This is a genomic window from Streptomyces sp. NPDC046985, assembly GCF_040644415.1.
Taxonomy (GTDB): domain Bacteria; phylum Actinomycetota; class Actinomycetes; order Streptomycetales; family Streptomycetaceae; genus Streptomyces.
The window spans coordinates 1-16,802 of record NZ_JBEYWK010000023.1; the positions used below are offsets into that span (position 1 = coordinate 1).

A 16,802-nucleotide genomic window follows, 5' to 3' on the forward strand; every position below is an offset into this window, starting at 1 on the left:
GGGAGGAGACCTACGGCGTAGGCAGGAAGTTCTTCTACGTGACGGCTGGCGACATCGGGCATCTCTTCTTGGCGAAGAACCTCGAATGGCTCCAGGGGGCCTAGCGCGTTGCTTAATTCTATGAATTAGACAGGCGGCTTCCTACGCTAACGGCCTGGCCACCGACCGGCGTGTCGCAGTGCTGATGCGGACCCGTGCCCAGGAGGCGGTGCTCAGGCAGCACTTGGATCCGCGGCACCGGCACTACCGCATCCACCGCGAACTCCCGTCGTGGCCCAAGGGGCCGGGGGTGTTCTACGGCACCTACTCGGCGGCCAAGGGCCTGGAGTTCGACTCGGTGATCCTTCCCTTGTGCGATGTGGACGAGCTGCCCAAGCCGACCGAGGTCGCCGCCCATGGGCTGGAGGAGGCACTGGCCAGAGAGGCCCGGCAGCTGTACGTGGCGGTCACCCGTGCCCGCAGCGAACTGGTCATTCTGCGCTCCGGGCCGCTGACTCGCCTATTGCCCGACGCGATGTCAGACCTGTTCTATAGCCTTCCGACATGACTGGGATCTGGGCGCGGGCGCAGCAGCGCGGCATCACGCGGCTGTGCCACTTCACCAAAGCCGTGGGCCTGGGCCACATCCTGTCCACGGGCGAGTTGCGCGGGGCGGCGGAGCTGCGGGAGAGCAGTGAGGGATTCCGCCCCACCGACCAGCGGCGCCTGGACGGCTACCTACACCACATCAACTGCAGCGTCGAGTACCCCAACACCTGGTACCTGGACAAGGCCCGGGGACTTGATCCGCACTTCCAGGAGTGGGTGATCCTCACCCTCGACCTGCGGCTGCTGGATCTGACCGGGACGGGGTTCTGCCCCTTCAACGCCGCCCGCCACGAAGGAGTTCACGTCGCCGGGGGCCTGGCTGCATTCGAGGCGATGTTCGCACCGCAGGTGACCGGCAACGCCCCCCGGCGGCGTGGGCCCGCGCACCCGCTGTGGGCGCCCACCGACGACCAGGCCGAGGCGCTGATCCCCGGGCCGGTGTCCGCGACCGCCATCACCTCGGTGATCGTCGCCTCCAAGGAGCAGGCCGAACTGGAGCGGTATCGACTGACTGACCACCTGGTCACGGGGAAGCTCTTGCCGCCGATGCTGGTGGCCCCCGACCTGTTCGACAAGTATCAGCTCAGCAACCTGGTGCGGGCCGGTCAGCGTCCCGCCGAGCATCCCGTCAGCCCATGAACGACTCTGGCAGAGTGACCCCGTGAATGCTTCGCCCGCCCTTCACCCCTGGCGTGACCGCGCCACCGGCACGCTGCTGGCGGCAGCGGCTGGCGACGCGCTGGGCTGGCCCTACGAGCGGCGCGACCGCACTCGCCCGCTGGGAGAGGTGCCCGCCTCGGGGGGCTTCTTCGCCTGGGACCGGTTCGCGGGCTCGCGGCAGCAGCGTGTCCCCGAGCACGTCGACGCAGGCGACTACAGCGACGACACGCAGATGACGATCGCGGTCGCCCGTGCCCGGCTGGCGGCCGGCCCGCAGTGGCTGAGGTGGCTGGAGCGGGTGGAGTGGCCCTTCCTGCTGGATTACGAGCGTGGCGCAGGCGCCAGTGTCAAGGCCGCCTGCCGGTCCTGGGCGCGTGACCGCGCCCCGTGGGACGGGCCGGCCGCGGCGGTGGCCCGGTACTTCGCCACCGGCGCGAACGGCGCGGCGATGCGGATCGCCCCGCATGTACTGGTCCACCACCAAGACCTGCGGTTCGATGAACTCGCCATCGACGTGGTCCGCGACGCGGCCACCACCCACGGCCACCCGAGGGCGCTGCTCGGCGCGGTCGCGCACGCCTATGCGCTGTGGGTCAGCCTGCGCGAGTCTCCGCCACTGCCCTACGGGTGGCTGGTCAACACGTTGCTGGACGACGCGAAGCACTGGCAGCAGTCGTTCTGGCGCGCCCTGCCGGAGGCGTGGCAGGACCGTGCGGCCGGCCACTTCGAGGGCCGGTTCGATCAGGTGTGGCTTGCAGCAGCGACGGAGGCCGAGCAACTTCTGGGTGCCGCACAGAGAGAGTTGAAGGAGGGCGCGGTCAGCGCCCCGACGCTGTTCCTCACTCGGCAGGGCCTCACTGCCAAGGACAGTCGCGGGTCCGGGACGCTCTGCGCGGTCGCGGCAGCCTATCTGGCCACGCGGTCGGCTTCCAGCCCGGACCTGGCGCTTGCCACCGCCGCCCGTCTCGACGGCGCCGATACCGACACCCTGGCGTCGATGACCGGTGCCCTGCTCGGCGCGGCGCTCGGCACCGAATGGCTCGGTGCGATGGGCCATACCGTCCAGGACCGCGCCCTGCTCGTCGACCTGGCCGAGGGCCTTATCGCAGCACCGGAGAAGGCTCGGATGCAGACCCCGACCCACGAGCAGGCGCTGGGGGCCCGGACCGTTTTCGCCGAACAGCTGTCGCGTGCGGCGAGCGTCCCGCGCATGCTGCGGCTGCCCGACCGTCGCAACGCCCACGTGAGTCCGGCCCCGGAGGACGAGGCGGAGCGGTGGCTGGTAGCGGTGACGGAGGACGGCCAGACCCTCCATCTGCGCCGACCCGAGAACCGTCAGGCTGCGCTGTTCGACGTCGCCTCATCCCCTGGCCTTGCCCGGGTCGAGCCATCTCGGCCACCGGTGCGCACCCCGCAGACGGCGGCCCAGCTGCAAGGCGCCTACGTGCAGGTCGCCGACTCCGAACAGGTCCGCCGGGTCCTGTCGTTTTTCTTCGGCCTCTCGCCCGACCGCTACGGCCCCGCCTGGGCCTCCTACGGTCAGCTCGTCCTCACCCAGGACCGTACCGCCACACCCGCCCCGCCTGAGCCGCTCGCTCAGTTGCGGGTCGCGGTGCCGGACCTGCACCAGACCCGGCAACTGCTCGCCAGCCACGACGTGAACGTCACCGGTGACGAGGAGACAGGCACCTTCCGGGTCCAGATCGACCCCTACCTCACCGTGGTGTTCGCGGCTGCCGGCGACCGTCGCGCACCACGTTGGGACGTCGGGCTCTGACATCCCAAGACGACCTGGTCCGTCGCGTGTGTCGCGGGGGCCGTCCCGGCGGCCGTCTCCGCCAGGGTGGTGGCGAAGGCACGGGCATCTGCGACACGGTGATGGAAGGTCAGAATGCGGCGCAGCTTGTGGTCGTGGATGACGCGCAGGACGGCGACCTGAGATCACCCGTCGTTGGCAAAGGATTCCATGGCCCGGCCGAAGCCTCCGCGGTCGCTGCGGAGGCGGTGGTGGCCGCGGGGACTTTGAGCGTGAGCAGCCCGGTTCAGCGGTCGATGCCGACTTGGCCGGGGAAACGGGTGGTGGGATCGAGTTGGCTGAATGCCCAGCGGACGAGGTCCTTGCTGAAGGTCCGTTTCGGGTCGTCATCGAGGGCGTCTTGAAGGATGACGGTGAGATTGGCCCAGGTGCGGAAGCAGCCGTGTCCGGCACAATCGTCGATCCACAGCAGTACGTCGTCCTCGACGTCGTTCCACAGTCGGTGGTAGCTGGGGATGACGGTGAGGATCTCGGCTGGGGTGAGGGGGCTGAACTGCTGCCAGCGGTGGACGCGTGAGTGCAGGGCGCTACGGTGCAGGATCTTCTGGCGGGTGTTGCCGCTGCCGACGAGGACGATGGCCAGGGTCTTCGCTGTTTTGTTGTTCTTGTCCCACAGATCCCGCAGATACTCGAGGGCGGTGGGTCCCAGGTGTTGCATTTCGTCGAGCAGGAGGAGATGGAAGGTACTGGCCAGTGTCTGGCTGATTTGGTCGTCGCAGATGTGGGTGGTGTTGACCGGCGCTGGGCCGGGGAGGTTCAGGCCGTCCCAGAGGGCTGCTCGGATCTGTGCCATGTGAGGGGCTTGGGCGAACTGCAGCCACACTGTGGTGTCGGGGGCGAGTTTGCGGCAGGCGGCGTTGACAGCGAAGGTCTTGCCCAGGCCGACCTGTCCGTGGATGCAGATGATGGCCTTGCGGGTGACGGCCTTGCCGACCAGGGATTCCGTGAGCAGGGCAGCGTCGGTGGCCATGGGAACGGCGTGTTCGAGGCCGAGGAAGTGGTCGTCGGCTTCGCCGGGGAGTCGGCCGACGCTGAAAGGGGAGGTGGGTGTGGTGTTCACTGGTTGTCCTCCTCGGGCTGGTCGGAGTCGGTGGGGCCGGTGCGGGGGTGGGGCACGGCCCAGCCGTCGGTGGGTGCCGGAAGGGGCAGGAAGCCGGGCAGTGCCTGGCTGCTCAGGTCGGCGCCGCCCAGCTCGCGCAGTTCCTGGATGGCCTGGTCCTGGGTGATGGCGTCCAGCCTGTGTGTGGGACCTTTGTTGACGGCCGCGTAGCGGGCCTTGCGGCTCTTCTCTGCCTTCTCCAGGCATCGGCGCAGTTCGTCGGCTTCGCGTCGGCGGGCGCGGTCCAGTTCGCGACGTACGGCGGGGGAAGCCTGGTTGGCCATGACGGCTGAGCCGAGGTACTGGCCGGTTGTCGGTTCGTACAGTTCGACGTAGCGGTCGTGGTGGGGCATGTAGCGCAGGTGGACTTTCTCTCCGCCTTTGCCCACCATCCAGGGAGCGAAGTAGTCGCGTTTGCGCCAGCGGACGCCTTTGCTGGTGATGGTCAGCGGCTTTCCGAGGCGTTCCAGGGTGAAGGCGTGGATGTCCCTGGCGGTGACGGTCCTGATGGGAGTGGGGTCGGCGGCCCACGCCTGGGCGGGGGTCTTGCCGCCCAAATCCTGGATGGTGTTCTCGGTGTTCCATTGCCGCACCCAGTTAAGGAGCAGGGTGACGAAGACCTCGAAGTGGAGGAGTTCGGGGTCGGGGTCGATGGGTTTGCCGCCGGGCAGGGTGGGGGCTTCGGTGTAGCCGGGCATGTCGGCGAAGAGTGTCTTCTTGACGGCGCCGTTGACCGCTTCGACGGTGGGCTTCAGGTCGGGACGGCGGGGCGGCAGAACGATGAGCTCGGTGCCCAGAAGGTCCATCGCTTCACCGACGGTCTTGCACAGGAAGTCCTTGCCTCCGTCGACGCGCACGCGTTGGGGGCGGCCGCCGAAGGGGCCGTGTTTGGAGGTGGTGAGCAGGGCGTCGCGCAGGGCGACGAGGATGCTTTCCCGGCTGGGGGTCTGCGGGGTGACGGCCAAGCCGCAGATGCCGTCGGTGGCGCAGTCGATGAACCATGTGATCCATGGTTTTCGGATGTGGCCGTCGATGATGACTTTGACGCTGGCTTCGACGTGGTCGGTCTCCCAGGCGTAGTTGCGGTGGTGGCGTTCGCGTTTACCGAAGACGTCGAAGCGCCGGCGGGCGGCTTCTCCTCCGCGCAGGCCCGCGAGTTGGCCGCGGTTGAGCTGGCGGTGCACGGCTCGGTGGAAGGTGGCCCGGGCGGGCACTTCGGGCAGCGTGGGATCTTCTTTGGCTTCTGCTTTCAGTTCCAGGTGGGCGCGTTTGACGTTGCCGTGCCAGCGCGCCAGTACGTCGAGCATGTGATCGGTGAGTTCGAAGTGCGGCCGGCCGGCCGGGGTGTAAGTGCCGCCGTTGGCGCGGGCGTTCTCGACCCAGCGGCGCACGGTGCGGGGATCAACGTCATGTGCGCGGGCAAGGGCGGCCATACGGCCGCTGGTGGGGGTGTGCTCGGCGGCGTCTTCCAGCAGCAGGCGTACGGCCAGGGCTCGGAGTTGGGTCGGGTCGGGGGGTGGTGGGGGCGTGTGCTTCATCAGTGCGTGGTGTGCTTTCTGAGGGTGCTGGCGGGGGTTAGGCGGGGGCGAGGGTGAGCAGGCCGGCGCCGTAGGCCTTGCCCTTACCGATGCCTTCGCGCAGTGCGGTGGCGAGCAGGCCCGGGTCGGCGATGGTGGCGGTGCCGTCGAACTGAGTGAGTCTGTAGAAGGGGGCGGGCCGCTCGGGGCTGGGGAAGGGGCGGTCGAGGGTTTCGGTGGGTCCGGTCAGCTGCAGGCCGGCGGTGCTGGCTCGGCGCTGCCACCAGGCCTGTGCATCGTGGCCTTGCAGGCTGGTGATCTTGCCTCGGGGGCGGCGGCCGGTGACCGGGTCGGGTGGTGCGCCGGTGGGGCGGTAGGCGGTGGGGGCGGCGGTGATGCGGTAGCGCACCGGCAGCCCGGGGGTGAGGGCGGTCAGCATGGGGGTCAGGTCGCGGGTGTCGGCGGTGCCGTAGCCGCCGGGCAGGCCGGTCAGGTCCGGGGTGTCGGCGGTCTGTACTAGCAGTACAGGGTCAAGGCCGGGCTCCAGGCGGAACAGCAGCCCGCCGTTCTTGCGGGGTGTGGAGCCTTCGGGGCGGGCGAGGAGCCGCATGAGGGTCTTGTGCATTCCTGGCCGGTTGGCAAGGTCGACGCGGGCCTGGCGGTGGCCGCGGTTGACGACGATGCGGGTCAGGGTCATGGGCATGAAGGGTCCTTGAGGATGTAGTCGGTGAGTGCCTCGATCGGCTGGGGCCCGGCGTACAGGGCGGCGGGCAGGTTTTCGGTGGTCTGCCATAGCGGCCGCAGCAGGTGCGTGCGGCTGTGGGGGGCGAAGTCGCCGGGCTGGCTGGGGCTTTCGCGGTGTGGGGTGTCGCCGGGGGACGGGGGGTGTTCGTGGACGAAGGTGACCGGGACGTGCGTGGCGCCTGGAGCGGGTGGGTGCCGAAGGCTCAGCGGTACCGCGGTGCGCAGTGCGGTCACCGGGTCGGGGATGTCGGTGTGGATGATCAGGGGTTCGTCGGGCAGGCAGTTGCGTCTGCCGAGGTAGGGCGAGAAGCAGGGCTCGGCCAGGGTGCCGGCGATGTGCTGCAGCAGTGGCGCGGGTCCTTGCACGGCGATGGTGAAGACGGCTCCGGCGAGGTAGTCGCGGTAGGTTACGAGGGTTGATTTGGCTTGGCTGCGGTATCCGCCGGCGGCGGTGCGCAGGCCTGTGCCGTGGGGGCGTCCGCCGCCTGCGGTCTGGAAGTCGCGGTGGGGGGTGCCGGGCCGGTCGATGCGGAGGGTGAAGACCAGGTCGTGGTGGCTGGGGGTGCTGGGAAGGTCCGGGTAGGGGTCCAGGGCCTGTTCCCGGGTGCGGCCCTGGGCGGCGGCGAACATGCCGATGAGCGCGGAGCGGGTGGGGAAGGCGGCGGTGTCGCGGTGAGGGAAGGCGGCTGTTTCTCCCCAGGACTGCAGCAGGCCGGCCAGGCGCAGTACCAGCCCACGGCTCATGCCGCGTCCCGCGCGGGGTGGGTGGGGTTCAGTGCGGCGGCAGCGCAGGCTGCTGCCAGGTCCTCGAATCCGTCGTGGCAGGTGCCGAGTTGGTCGATGGGGTGTCCGGCTGCGGTGGCGTGGCCGTGCGCGATGCGGCGGCGGGTGCCAACCAGGCGGTCGATGGTGGCGGCGTAGTCGGCCAGTGTCTGCCGGGCGGGGGCGGTGTAGCCCTGTCCTCGGGCGGTCAGGGGCTGTTCGAACGCCGCGCCGTAGGAGATCGGCCGCCGGTCGCGCACGGCGTAGTGAAGCAGGTCGGGTACGCCGTGAGGTGCGGTGGAGGTCTTCTTACCCTGGGGCATCGCCATGGTGAAGGTCCAGACGAACAGGTCGATCAGCTTCTGCGCGGCGGCGGTGTCGCCGTCGAGGTTGGTGATGAGTGTGGTGACGTTGACAGTGGCGAAGCGGTAGAACACGCCTGCGGTCAGGAAGGCGGTCTCCAGGTGGGCGCTGCCGGCCTCACCCGGTCGGGGCCAGTCCTCAACTGCGGTGAAGAAGTCCGGTTGCGGGCGGGCGTCGTGGACGGTGAACGCGGGTGCCATCTGCACGGCGCCGTCGACGTGTCCGGTGGGAATCTCAGCGAGCATCCGCCCGAACAGGTTGATAGTGGTGGTGCGGCGGGTCAGCTCGGCCGCGATCCGTTTGGTGGGCAGGACGGTCGGGGCCTGCTTGCCTGTGGCGTTCTGGTCGGCCAGAGCCTGCTCGAGTTCGCCGCGGTGGCCGGTGCAGATCTGCAGCAGACGGCCGGTGACGTCGGCGGGCAGGTAGAGCATGGCCTGGGTGCGGTGGCCTTGCTGCGGGTTGGTCTTCAGCCCGCCGGTCTTGGCGCTCAGGGCCACCTGAGCTGCGGTGAAGTCCGCCAGATCCTGCGGCCAGCCGTGCTGGCGCAGGGCGTCGGCGAGAACCGGAGGGACCATGCGGGTACGGGCGGCGCTCTCGCCGAGTTCGTCCTCCATCTCCAGGCGCACCGGCCGCTTCCAGGCTGCCGAAGAGACCATGGCCCGCTCGGCGTCACCGAATTTGATCGTTTTGGGGTGGCCGCTTTCCCCGCGGTTCAGGTTGGAGGCAGTGACCGGCTGGAGGACGTGGAGGTCGAGGAAGCGGGAGCCGCTGGTCATGTCATCAGTCCTTGATGGGGTTGAGGGTGAGGTAGAACGCGTCCAGCCAGCGGGTGGCGACCTGGTCCGGGTCGAAGACGCGGACCGCGAGGTCGTCGAGCAGGACGGGCCAGTCCCAGGCAAGTCCCGCGCGCAGCAGCCGGTCGGTCAGAGAGGGCAGCAGGTGCTGGTGAAGGTGGTCGTCATCGACACGGACGATGACATGCAGGAGGTCGTCCGTGCGGTCCTCGTTGAAGCCGGCACGGCGTACCGCGCGTGCCAGAGTCACGCCGAGGTTGGGGCGCTTGCGCCAGGCTGCAGTCGTGTAGGCGGCGGGGTCGCACTGCCCGGGGCCGGAGGCGTCCGGCGGGCCGGACGGAGAGATCTGTGCGGCTGGGGGCGCCGCAGGTGTGCTGCTCGGGTCGGTGACGGGGGACGGGCACAGGTCGGTGGAGGGGGGCTGCGCGGCGAGTTCGCCGGCAGCGGGCTGCGGGGCGGGGGTGGGGCGGGTGCGCAGTGCTTCGAGGGGGTCGGCCAGGGCGATGAGGGAAGCGACTGTGTAGTGGGCGTGGCGCCGGCCGTGGCCGGCGGTGCGCACGGTCAGGTATCTGTGCATCCGCAGGCATTCCTTGACCGGGCGGCCACGGCCGTCCCTGAGGTCTCTGCGCACGCCTGGGTCGGCGCACAGCTTGAGGATCTCGGTGGTGAAGTCCTGGTAGTGGCGGCGGCGTTCGGCGGCCGTGGTCATCAGCGGCGTTCCTCTTCCGGTCGGGTGCGCGGGGGTCGGTGGAGTTCGGCCACGGCGGCGGCAACCGCGCGGGCGGCATGCCGCAGGCGGACGCGGTCGCCTGCGGTGGCGGTACGCAGCGCCTGCTCCGCGGCGGTGGCGAACGCCCGCCGGACGGAGAGGTCCGGCTGGTCGAGCAGGCGCCAGAACGCCCGCTCGGCCAGCGGCCAGTACGCCGCGCGGGCCGGTTCCACCCACGGGGACGCCGATTTCTTCTCGGGTTTTCCGAGGGTGCGGCCGTCCTGCGGGCGGCCGGGGCCGTTGACGGTGTCTTTCCATGCCTGGCCGGCCAGGTAGGTCAGCCGCCCGGCATGGTGTTCTGCCGCCGCGACGCATTCGGCGATCCGTTCGGCGCGTTCCGGGTCGTGTTCCTGGGCCCAGGCCCAAATCGGCGGGGTGATCGCGGTGTACCAGCGCCGGTTGTTGACCTTGCCGTCCTGGTCGAAGCCGTGGACACGGACCCGCAGGCTGGCACGGACGGGTTCGGGCAGATCGTTGAGGGTGTCGAAGATCTGCGGCCGGCGGAAAGCGCGGCGTTCGTCCGGCGCCAGCAGCAGTGCCTCCAGTTCCCGCCACCAGGCCTTGTCGGCGTCCGCCCGGCGCGGGTAGCGGCGCAGTGCGGGTTTGGCTTTGCCGTTGGTGTGAATGACCAGGTAGGGGTCGGTGGCCGGCAGCGGTGGACGCTCGGTGGCCCAGGTCAGGTACACGTCGCGGACGCACGAACCGTCGCGGCCGGGCACCAGCAGCAGCGCGTGCTCGGAACGGCCGGTCAGGATCCGCCCCGGCCAGGTCATCGGGGCGGGCGGGCCGTCAGGGGCGGCCGGGGCGGGGTCTTCCCACGGACACAGATCGGTGCCGGTCTGCTCCCCGGCGAGCTTGGGGACCTGGGCCAGGAGCGTCTCGTAGAGGGTGCGGCCCAGCGGGTGGAAGGAGACCGTCGAGCGCAGCGGGCCGCTGCGTCCGCCCACGTGCCGGGGGGCGCGGCGGCCGACGGTGCGTGGTGTATTGCCGCCGCTGGCGCCGTAGTAGTGGTGGATGAGCAGGTGCTGCAGGGCTTGGGCGGTCGGTACGGGTGCCGGGTCGAGGTCGTGGTGCGGGCTCAGCCAGGCGAGGTTGTTGCCGGACGGGCGGCCAAAGACCAGTTTGTTGATACCCGAGGGGGCTTTGCACTGGGATGCCAGCAGCGGGTCCTGCAGCCAGGGCCGCATCGGGTCGAACACCTCAAAGCAGTGGGCTTTGTTGTCGAAATAGGCATTCACCGCAGCGGGGTTGAAGCCGTCGGGTGAGGACAGCAGATCCCAGCGGCGGGCGTTCCACTGGTCGGCGGATAGCGCCGGATCGTCCAGGGCGGTGATGCGGGCGGTGATGACAGCGGTGATGCGCAGCAGCCCGGACGCTGACGGCGCGTTCGGCATCGCCAGGTCATCGATGGTGTGGGCGTGGAGAAACAAGTCCCGCAGGCCCACCTGACGGTAGGCGGTGCCGCTTCGGACATCGATCCACGGATCGTCGGCGGCACTGAAACGGGCGGGAACACAGGGCATCAAGGGCGTCTCCTACGGACGAAGACACAGCACCGCCTGGGCCCCTGGACAGCAGTCCGGGGTCGGCAGGCCGCGCGGAGGAACGGAGGTGGAGAGAGGGACGTGCGATGCGCCAGCCTGTGAAAGGCCGAGGCGGGGAGGGAAACGGGGCTGGCCAAGCGTCAGAGGTGAGTGTGCCGGCCTGCCCTGAGCGCTGGCCGACTCGGCAGGTTCGCTGGACTGTCCCGTGTTCATGCCGACGGCGGCGGAGTGAGACCGGCATACCGCCACTCATGCTTGTGGCGTGACGGTTGTGTCCCTCTCCGAGCCGTCTGGGCTCTCTGAACACCCAGAGACAATCACACAGTAACCAATCATGTCCAATGCGTGAGAAAGTGTGATTATCGGTATTTTCTGTACGGGTGTTGGGTGCGTCCTGCCGCTGATTACCGGGGCGGGGCTGGACGGGCTGACGCTGCGTTCCCCTGCACAGGACGTCCTGTCGGTATCGGCAGTCCGTTCCGCCGCAGCGGCTCCGAGCAGGTCAGTTCACCTGGGCGTGAATCAGGCCCAGTTCGTCATCCATGCGCAGGCGATGACGTCCGTAATGCTCGGTGTGGGCGGGGTCACCAGCGGGGCTGGGCAGCAGAACCAGGTCGGCAAGCAGCGGATGCTGGTCCCAGCTGGCCGGAGGCCGGTGCTGCGGGGCGCGGCGGGCGACCCAGGCGGCCGGTACGGGCAGGGTGTGCTGCAGGATGTGGCGGACCTGGCGGGGGTTCAGGTACTTCTGGTCGGGCAGCGGCTGCGTCCCCGCACGGTCCAGGGCCAGTACGCCACCAGCCATGTAGCACGGCAGCAGACGTCGCGGCAGTGTGCCGAGGCGGGTGGCGGCCTGGGCGGCGGTCAGATATTGGCGATGCAGGTCGGCCAAGGCCGATACCCGGTCGTGCGGCGGGATCAGGTGCACGGCGCTGAGGTGTTCCTCGGCCATGGTGCGCTCCAGGTGTCCGGCCAGCAGCCGGCGCAAGGTCGCCGTTTCGTCGGCGAACGGGGAGTGCTCGCCGTGGACCTGCTCGACCAGATCCTGCACGTCGCCGGGCACGTTCAGCTCCAGGTCGTGGCCTTTGGCCTGCAGGAGGGCTGCGGTGGCGTGCAGCAGGAATGCCGGCTCCACGGTGCGCCACTCGGCCGGGACCGCGGTGACCCCTGCGGTGCCGAGCGGCTGCAGGACCGTGAGGCGCGGCACGTGGCCGGGACTCCACCAGGGTGGGCGGCGACTGGTGTTCTGCCAGGACCGGTAGAAGCGCGCGAGGCGTCCCGCGCGCTGCAGCAGCCGGGCGATCGAGGCCAGGTCACTGACCATCATGTCCACGTCGATGTCCAAGCTGGTGTCCAGCATGCTTGTGGTCACCACGACCAGCCGGTCCGGGCGGGGCCCGGCCGGACCGAGAGTCCGGCGCACCCAGCCGGTGCGCTGTTCACGCACCCAGCCGGGGAACCGCGCATGGAGCAGCATCAGCTCCCCCGGATCGCCGGTCCAGGACCGCTGCAGATACCGGTAGGTGTCCTGGCTGTCAGCGACCGTCGCACACCCCACCATCGCGCAGCCGCCCTCAACAGCCACCTGTCCGATCGTCCGGCCGACCACGGCGAGCCGCTCGTCCGGCTCCACCTCCCGGCCCCCGTCGCCCAGCCGCCTGTAGGTCACCGCACGCATGGTCACCCGCAGCGGGCGGCTCTGCGCCTGGGAATGCCGGACACGGGCCGTCTCCTGCATCCGATGGGCGGTGCCGGTGGCGGCATCGGCGAACAGCCACCCCGGAAACGCCGGCGCATAGTCCGCGGCCGCAACCCGGCCCGGATCGTGCCCGGCGCCGGCCAGATACGCAGCCGCCATGGCGCTGCCGGTCGAGGAGGGCATCGTCGCCGACAGCAGCACCACCGGCGTACGAAGACTCCCCAGCCAGCCCAGCAGCCGCAGCAACTGCAGGTGACTGTACGGGGTCAGGGCATGGGCTTCGTCGACGACCACCGTCTTGCCCGACAGGGCCAGCAACCGCAGCGCGCTGAACTCCACCGGCAGCACCGCCATCTGCGCCTGATCGACGGTCGCCGCGCTGAACTGGGCCAGCAGCGCCGCGTCCTGGCTGCGCAGGAAGCCCTCCGGCGCGGTCACCTCCCGCGCCGCCCACTCCCCCGCCCCTGTCGGCTCCGGCACGCCGCTGTCCAGGCCGGTCGAAGTTACCTCGCCGGGTGCCGGAGTGCCGGCCGGGCGCGTGCCGTCAGGCATCAGCGCGGCCAGGGCACCGGCAGAATCAGCATGTCCGCCGGCCGCCTCGGTGGTGAGCTGTGCGTCAGTGTAGGCGGGGTTCAGCCGGCTCCGGCTGTGGGCCAGCGTGACCGGCACCCGCTCGGGCCGGTGGGCACGCACATACGCTTCCAGCATCTCCCACGCGGCATCGGCGGTCGCCGTGGTCGGCATCAGCCACGCCAAGCCGGCCGTGCCGCATGCGCCGTTGCAGATCCGGGCGGCCTCCAGGGCTCCGACGCTCTTGCCCGATCCCGTACCGTCGGCGATCACCGTGATGCCGACGCCGTACTCGCCCACCAGGCCGGGCAGCTGTGCCATCAGCGAGGCCTGCAGATCGTTGTGGCCCTTCACGTGCGGGTGGGCGGTGGTGAACGGCACCGGCTCCAGGTCGACGCGCTCCAGCTCCGCCTCACCGACCGCCTCGACCGCCCTCGCGCGGGCATCCGCGAAGTGTTCGGCTGCACCGAACGCCGGCATGTGGGCTGCCTGCTGCCAGTGCCCGCGCTGCCCGGACAGCCGGCCCGCCAGCATCCCCACCCCGGTCATCAGTACCGCCGCCTGCACCGACACACGCTCTGGAACCACCGCCGCGCCGGTCAGATACCGCACCAGCGCCGCGTAGCGGGACCGCAACTCCCGCCAAGCCAGCCCGCCGGCCGTGGCCGCGACCCTCCGTGCGGCAGCACCACCGCTCACATCGACCTGCAGGAACCGGCCCCCCATGCCCCCGACGACCTGCGCACACCGAACCGCCGGACTGCTGTTGCCGCCGGCGGCGAAGCCGAACCCGACCAGCACGCCGAGCGCCACATGCATCGAGGACCGGTCCACCTCCACCGGTACCGGCGAGACACGGCTCGCCCCGGCCACCAGATCCTCGCTCAGCCGCTCCCACGCGCCACGCTCATGCCGTTGGAAGCCCGGCACCAGCTTGCCCAGCTCCCGCAAGCCCGCCAACAACGCCATCAGCGACCGCGCCTGCTCCTCGCCCACGCCTAGGCCCTCGGCAATCACCGCACGCTGCGAAGAGCTCAAGAACCGGTCCCACAGGACCGCCGCAACCGCCGCGTCATCCAGCATCCGGAACAGCAGCGGATACGACGTCCACGTCGCTGCCTCAAACTCCGCCCACACCCCGAGATCGATACCGCGGAGCCGTGCATCCTCAACCGCCCCCACCCACAGCCCCCTTCAGCCGCAGTTCCGCTTATCCGCACCAACGGCCAAGTAACGACCAGTGCACTAGACTTAACTGCACGTCACCGCTGAACCGGGCAGCCTGCCCCGCAGACGCAGGGATGACTCGGTCCACTGCCCGCTCTTCCACGTCCAGCTCTTCTCCGCCCTGCACACGCAGGGATGACTCGTTCGTGTCCACGATGGGTGAGTCGCACTTCAACTCCGCCCTGCACTCGCAGGGATGCTTCCTTCTGCCAGATGAAGATCCGCGATGCCAGCATCTCCGCCCCGTCACACGCAGGGATGGCTCCTTCACCCAGCAGGCCCGCACCACGACCTTCCCGTTGCCCCGCACACGCAGGGATGAATCGATCGCCGCACTGTGGGAGAGCAACGGTTTCCACTCCGCCCAGCACACGCAGGGACGACTCAACACAGAGGAGGCCAGTAGTCGGCAGAACTTCGCCCAACTGGAAGAAACTGCAGGCCAGGAAGGGTCCATTATTGGGATTCTCACTACAATGTCCTGCTACTTCTCATCTGGCGTCACGTCAATTTCTCACCGGCTCCGCCTTTGATTCTGCCGAGGATCAACAAAAGAGCACGTCACAAGAGATGACAGCGACAACGGACACATGGCCTCACGGTGAGAATCCCGCTGGACATCGAGATGAGACTCAGCAGCCGGGGTGAGCGCGGCGTCCCGGCCGGGGTGGTCGACGGCGTGCAGCGGGTCTGACGCCAGGTCGTGGTGCAGGTCTTCGGTGTGCGCGGCGGCCGATGCCGTCGCGGGGGCGTCGTCCCGCCCGGCGGTCGCAGCGCGCGCGGCGCGGATCGCGCCCTGTACGGCGAGGCTGGCGACCCGGGCCCGCTCGTAGCGGCTCGACTCCCGCGGCGGCTTGCCGTCGGTGCCGGCGATCCACCAGGGGTCGGGCTTGGCGAAGTCGGCGGTGTAGAAGATCTGGTCGGCGGCCGGGGCACGGCGGCTGGGCTGGGGAGCGGTGGCCTGGCGGCCGTGGTCGGACAGGGCGCGGTTCGCGACGCAGTCGTCCAGGCCGCGCGTGAACTCCTGGCCGCGCAGGGTCTCCAGCAGGTGTCGGCGGGCTTCGGCCAGGACGTGGCGGCGGGCGAACTTGCCGCGCACGGTGAAGACGACCGCGGCGACGTCGACGGCGGCGAGGACGACATCGACGCGCGGGTCCACCCGGGCCTGGATCGCCGCGCCCGCCGCGCGGCAGCGGTGGAGGAGCCCGTCGACCACCTGCTTGCCGAACTTCAGGAGCGCGGACGCCTTCCACCACGCGAGCATCTGCTTCAGCGGGCGCGGGGTTTTCTAGCGCACAGGACGAGGCCGCGACGGTCGACGCCCTGCTGCGGTCCTGGGGGGCGAACCGCCGGCCGCCATCCTTGACTGCACCTGCGGTATCGGCACCTAGGCGGTGCCCTTACGCACGCACGGCTACCAGGTCGTCGGATCGGACCTGAGCGAACGAGCCGTCGCACGCGCCGCTACGGAGGCGCGTGCGCACGATATCTGGCTCCCGCTGCTCGTCGCGGACGTGCGCGAGGTGGCCGACGCGGTCGACCGGCGGTTCGACGCGGTGATCTCCTTCGACAACGCGCTGCTGCGACTAGTCACCGACGACGACCTCCTGCGCGCCCTCAGATCGATACGCCGACCCCTCACGCCGGGCGGGCGTCTTCCTGGCGAGCACACGCGACTACGACGCTGGCAGAGCAGCACCTCCCTCGCCGGGTCGTCGCCCTCGCACGGAAGGAAGGCGGCAACCGGACACGTCCGCGCCGCTTCGGTGAGGGCCTGCCGGACCTGCTCGACCGGGGGGCGACCGGCAGGCGCAGCATCTGCGTCCAGACTCCCTCTGCGGCCGCGACCTCGTGATAGGGCGTCGTCATAGGGACGACTGCGCCGTGCCAGGGCGGACGTCGACAGCAGTCCGACCCGTCGTCCTCCCCACGAGCACCCGGCGATATCCGACCTGACGGTGAAGAACCCGAACGACATTGCCTAACGCTACGAGTTTGTGTAATGTAGTTGACGCAGAGAGGGCGCAGCCCGATCCTGCTCCTGTAGCTCAGAGGATGAGCGGCCGTAATACGGAGCGGCGTCATGACGAGACGGTTGCGGATGCACCGGGACCGGGCCCTGGCCAGCCAAAAGCCCCAGGGTTGGGGAACCTCAACGAGGGGCTGACACCCCGAACCTCCGGCAGGAAAGCGCGTTTTCCAAGTTCGTCTACCCGGCGCGGGCTCGAATCCCGCCAGGAGCACGACCACCCGGCCGTCCGGCGCAGCGCGCCCCGGCCACAGCCATACGAAAGAAGGAGCGCTCATGCGCGCAGAGGTCAGCTTCAGGCCGGGCATCGACGACGGCGAGGTCGACTACGAGGCGGGTTCACCTGGGAGACCGGCAGCCTGCCATTGCCCCGTAAGGGGGACCGGATCGCCCTCGGCGAACTGACCACGCGTCGAGTCAGTGACGTTCTCGTGCCCGGACACGGGCTACGTCGCCACCCGCGACCACGAGATCGATGACGTGGAAGTGCACCTGGCTCTTCGGCTCGGCAAGAGGGAGTGCCAGGCCGGATTCAGGCCGGCGGAGTTCCACACGATGCTCTCGCATCTGCCCAGCGTCTCCGGTCTGCACGTGACCGGCGCCGGCGAGTAGTCCCCGCTTCGG

At 69.8% G+C, this 16,802-nt stretch carries 14 protein-coding genes and 1 pseudogene; 6 read left to right on the forward strand and 9 right to left on the reverse strand.

The window, feature by feature from the left end; genetic code table 11:
* Positions 1 to 289 precede the first annotated feature (289 nt).
* The 3 genes from ABZ861_RS26225 to ABZ861_RS26235 are packed head-to-tail and all read left to right on the forward strand — an operon-like array spanning position 290 to position 3,025.
* Complete coding sequence (locus ABZ861_RS26225; protein WP_361634695.1) at positions 290 to 547, forward strand: 3'-5' exonuclease; 258 nt, start codon at positions 290 to 292, stop codon at positions 545 to 547.
* Entirely contained in the window at positions 544 to 1,227 is a 684-nt protein-coding gene (locus ABZ861_RS26230; protein ID WP_361634698.1) for a DarT ssDNA thymidine ADP-ribosyltransferase family protein, read from the forward strand. The genes ABZ861_RS26225 and ABZ861_RS26230 overlap by 4 nt, the downstream gene beginning before the upstream one ends.
* Positions 1,228 to 1,249: 22 nt before the next feature.
* Positions 1,250 to 3,025, forward strand: a complete 1,776-nt coding sequence (locus ABZ861_RS26235; protein ID WP_361634701.1) for an ADP-ribosylglycohydrolase family protein — start codon at positions 1,250 to 1,252, stop codon at positions 3,023 to 3,025.
* A gap of 265 nt (positions 3,026 to 3,290) precedes the next feature.
* Here the strand turns inward: ABZ861_RS26235 and ABZ861_RS26240 are convergent, their stop codons facing one another.
* The 9 genes from ABZ861_RS26240 to ABZ861_RS26280 form a co-directional block, all read right to left on the reverse strand.
* Entirely contained in the window at positions 3,291 to 4,124 is an 834-nt protein-coding gene (locus tag ABZ861_RS26240; protein WP_361634704.1) for an ATP-binding protein, read from the reverse strand.
* Positions 4,121 to 5,701 carry a Mu transposase C-terminal domain-containing protein gene (locus tag ABZ861_RS26245; protein ID WP_361634707.1) on the reverse strand — a complete coding sequence of 527 codons (1,581 nt, stop codon included), beginning with the start codon at positions 5,699 to 5,701 and terminating at the stop codon, positions 4,121 to 4,123. Before ABZ861_RS26245 ends, ABZ861_RS26240 begins: the two co-directional genes overlap by 4 nt.
* 37 nt (positions 5,702 to 5,738) lie before the next feature.
* A complete protein-coding gene (locus tag ABZ861_RS26250) occupies positions 5,739 to 6,383 on the reverse strand; it encodes a type I-E CRISPR-associated protein Cas6/Cse3/CasE (RefSeq protein WP_361634710.1) in 645 nt (214 codons plus the stop codon).
* Positions 6,374 to 7,168 (reverse strand): type I-E CRISPR-associated protein Cas5/CasD, encoded by a 795-nt coding sequence (cas5e, locus tag ABZ861_RS26255; protein ID WP_361634712.1) that lies wholly within the window; start codon positions 7,166 to 7,168, stop codon positions 6,374 to 6,376. The genes ABZ861_RS26250 and cas5e overlap by 10 nt, the downstream gene beginning before the upstream one ends.
* Complete coding sequence (cas7e, locus tag ABZ861_RS26260; protein ID WP_361634715.1) at positions 7,165 to 8,325, reverse strand: type I-E CRISPR-associated protein Cas7/Cse4/CasC; 1,161 nt, start codon at positions 8,323 to 8,325, stop codon at positions 7,165 to 7,167. The genes cas5e and cas7e overlap by 4 nt, the downstream gene beginning before the upstream one ends.
* A 4-nt stretch (positions 8,326 to 8,329) precedes the next feature.
* Positions 8,330 to 9,052, reverse strand: a complete 723-nt coding sequence (locus ABZ861_RS26265; protein ID WP_361634718.1) for a hypothetical protein — start codon at positions 9,050 to 9,052, stop codon at positions 8,330 to 8,332.
* Positions 9,052 to 10,635: a type I-E CRISPR-associated protein Cse1/CasA gene (gene casA, locus ABZ861_RS26270; protein ID WP_361634720.1), complete on the reverse strand. Its 1,584-nt coding sequence runs from the start codon at positions 10,633 to 10,635 to the stop codon at positions 9,052 to 9,054. Before casA ends, ABZ861_RS26265 begins: the two co-directional genes overlap by 1 nt.
* A 523-nt stretch (positions 10,636 to 11,158) precedes the next feature.
* The gene (locus ABZ861_RS26275; RefSeq protein WP_361634723.1) at positions 11,159 to 14,104 is read right to left on the reverse strand and encodes an HD domain-containing protein; all 2,946 of its coding nucleotides are present in this window, start codon (positions 14,102 to 14,104) and stop codon (positions 11,159 to 11,161) included.
* A gap of 559 nt (positions 14,105 to 14,663) precedes the next feature.
* The gene (locus tag ABZ861_RS26280; RefSeq protein WP_361634726.1) at positions 14,664 to 15,413 is read right to left on the reverse strand and encodes a hypothetical protein; all 750 of its coding nucleotides are present in this window, start codon (positions 15,411 to 15,413) and stop codon (positions 14,664 to 14,666) included.
* A gap of 130 nt (positions 15,414 to 15,543) precedes the next feature.
* Here ABZ861_RS26280 and ABZ861_RS26285 point away from each other — a divergent pair, with 130 nt between their 5' ends.
* The 3 genes and pseudogenes from ABZ861_RS26285 (at position 15,544) to ABZ861_RS26295 (ending at position 16,790) form a co-directional block, all read left to right on the forward strand.
* Positions 15,544 to 16,020, forward strand: a complete 477-nt coding sequence (locus ABZ861_RS26285) for a class I SAM-dependent methyltransferase (RefSeq protein ID WP_361634729.1) — start codon at positions 15,544 to 15,546, stop codon at positions 16,018 to 16,020.
* 166 nt (positions 16,021 to 16,186) lie between these two features.
* Positions 16,187 to 16,392: pseudogene (locus ABZ861_RS26290) on the forward strand.
* Positions 16,393 to 16,598: 206 nt separating this feature from the next.
* The gene (locus ABZ861_RS26295; protein WP_361634732.1) at positions 16,599 to 16,790 is read left to right on the forward strand and encodes a hypothetical protein; all 192 of its coding nucleotides are present in this window, start codon (positions 16,599 to 16,601) and stop codon (positions 16,788 to 16,790) included.
* Positions 16,791 to 16,802: the final 12 nt, after the last annotated feature.

Coding starts and splice junctions, on each gene's coding strand:
- ABZ861_RS26280 (WP_361634726.1), bottom strand. CDS start 15,413: ATGCTCGCGTGGTGGAAGGCGTCCGCGCTCCTGAAGTTCGGCAAGCAG.
- ABZ861_RS26250 (WP_361634710.1), bottom strand. CDS start 6,383: ATGCCCATGACCCTGACCCGCATCGTCGTCAACCGCGGCCACCGCCAG.
- ABZ861_RS26230 (WP_361634698.1), top strand. CDS start 544: ATGACTGGGATCTGGGCGCGGGCGCAGCAGCGCGGCATCACGCGGCTG.
- cas7e (WP_361634715.1), bottom strand. CDS start 8,325: ATGACCAGCGGCTCCCGCTTCCTCGACCTCCACGTCCTCCAGCCGGTC.
- casA (WP_361634720.1), bottom strand. CDS start 10,635: ATGCCCTGTGTTCCCGCCCGTTTCAGTGCCGCCGACGATCCGTGGATC.
- cas5e (WP_361634712.1), bottom strand. CDS start 7,168: ATGAGCCGTGGGCTGGTACTGCGCCTGGCCGGCCTGCTGCAGTCCTGG.
- ABZ861_RS26245 (WP_361634707.1), bottom strand. CDS start 5,701: ATGAAGCACACGCCCCCACCACCCCCCGACCCGACCCAACTCCGAGCC.
- ABZ861_RS26265 (WP_361634718.1), bottom strand. CDS start 9,052: ATGACCACGGCCGCCGAACGCCGCCGCCACTACCAGGACTTCACCACC.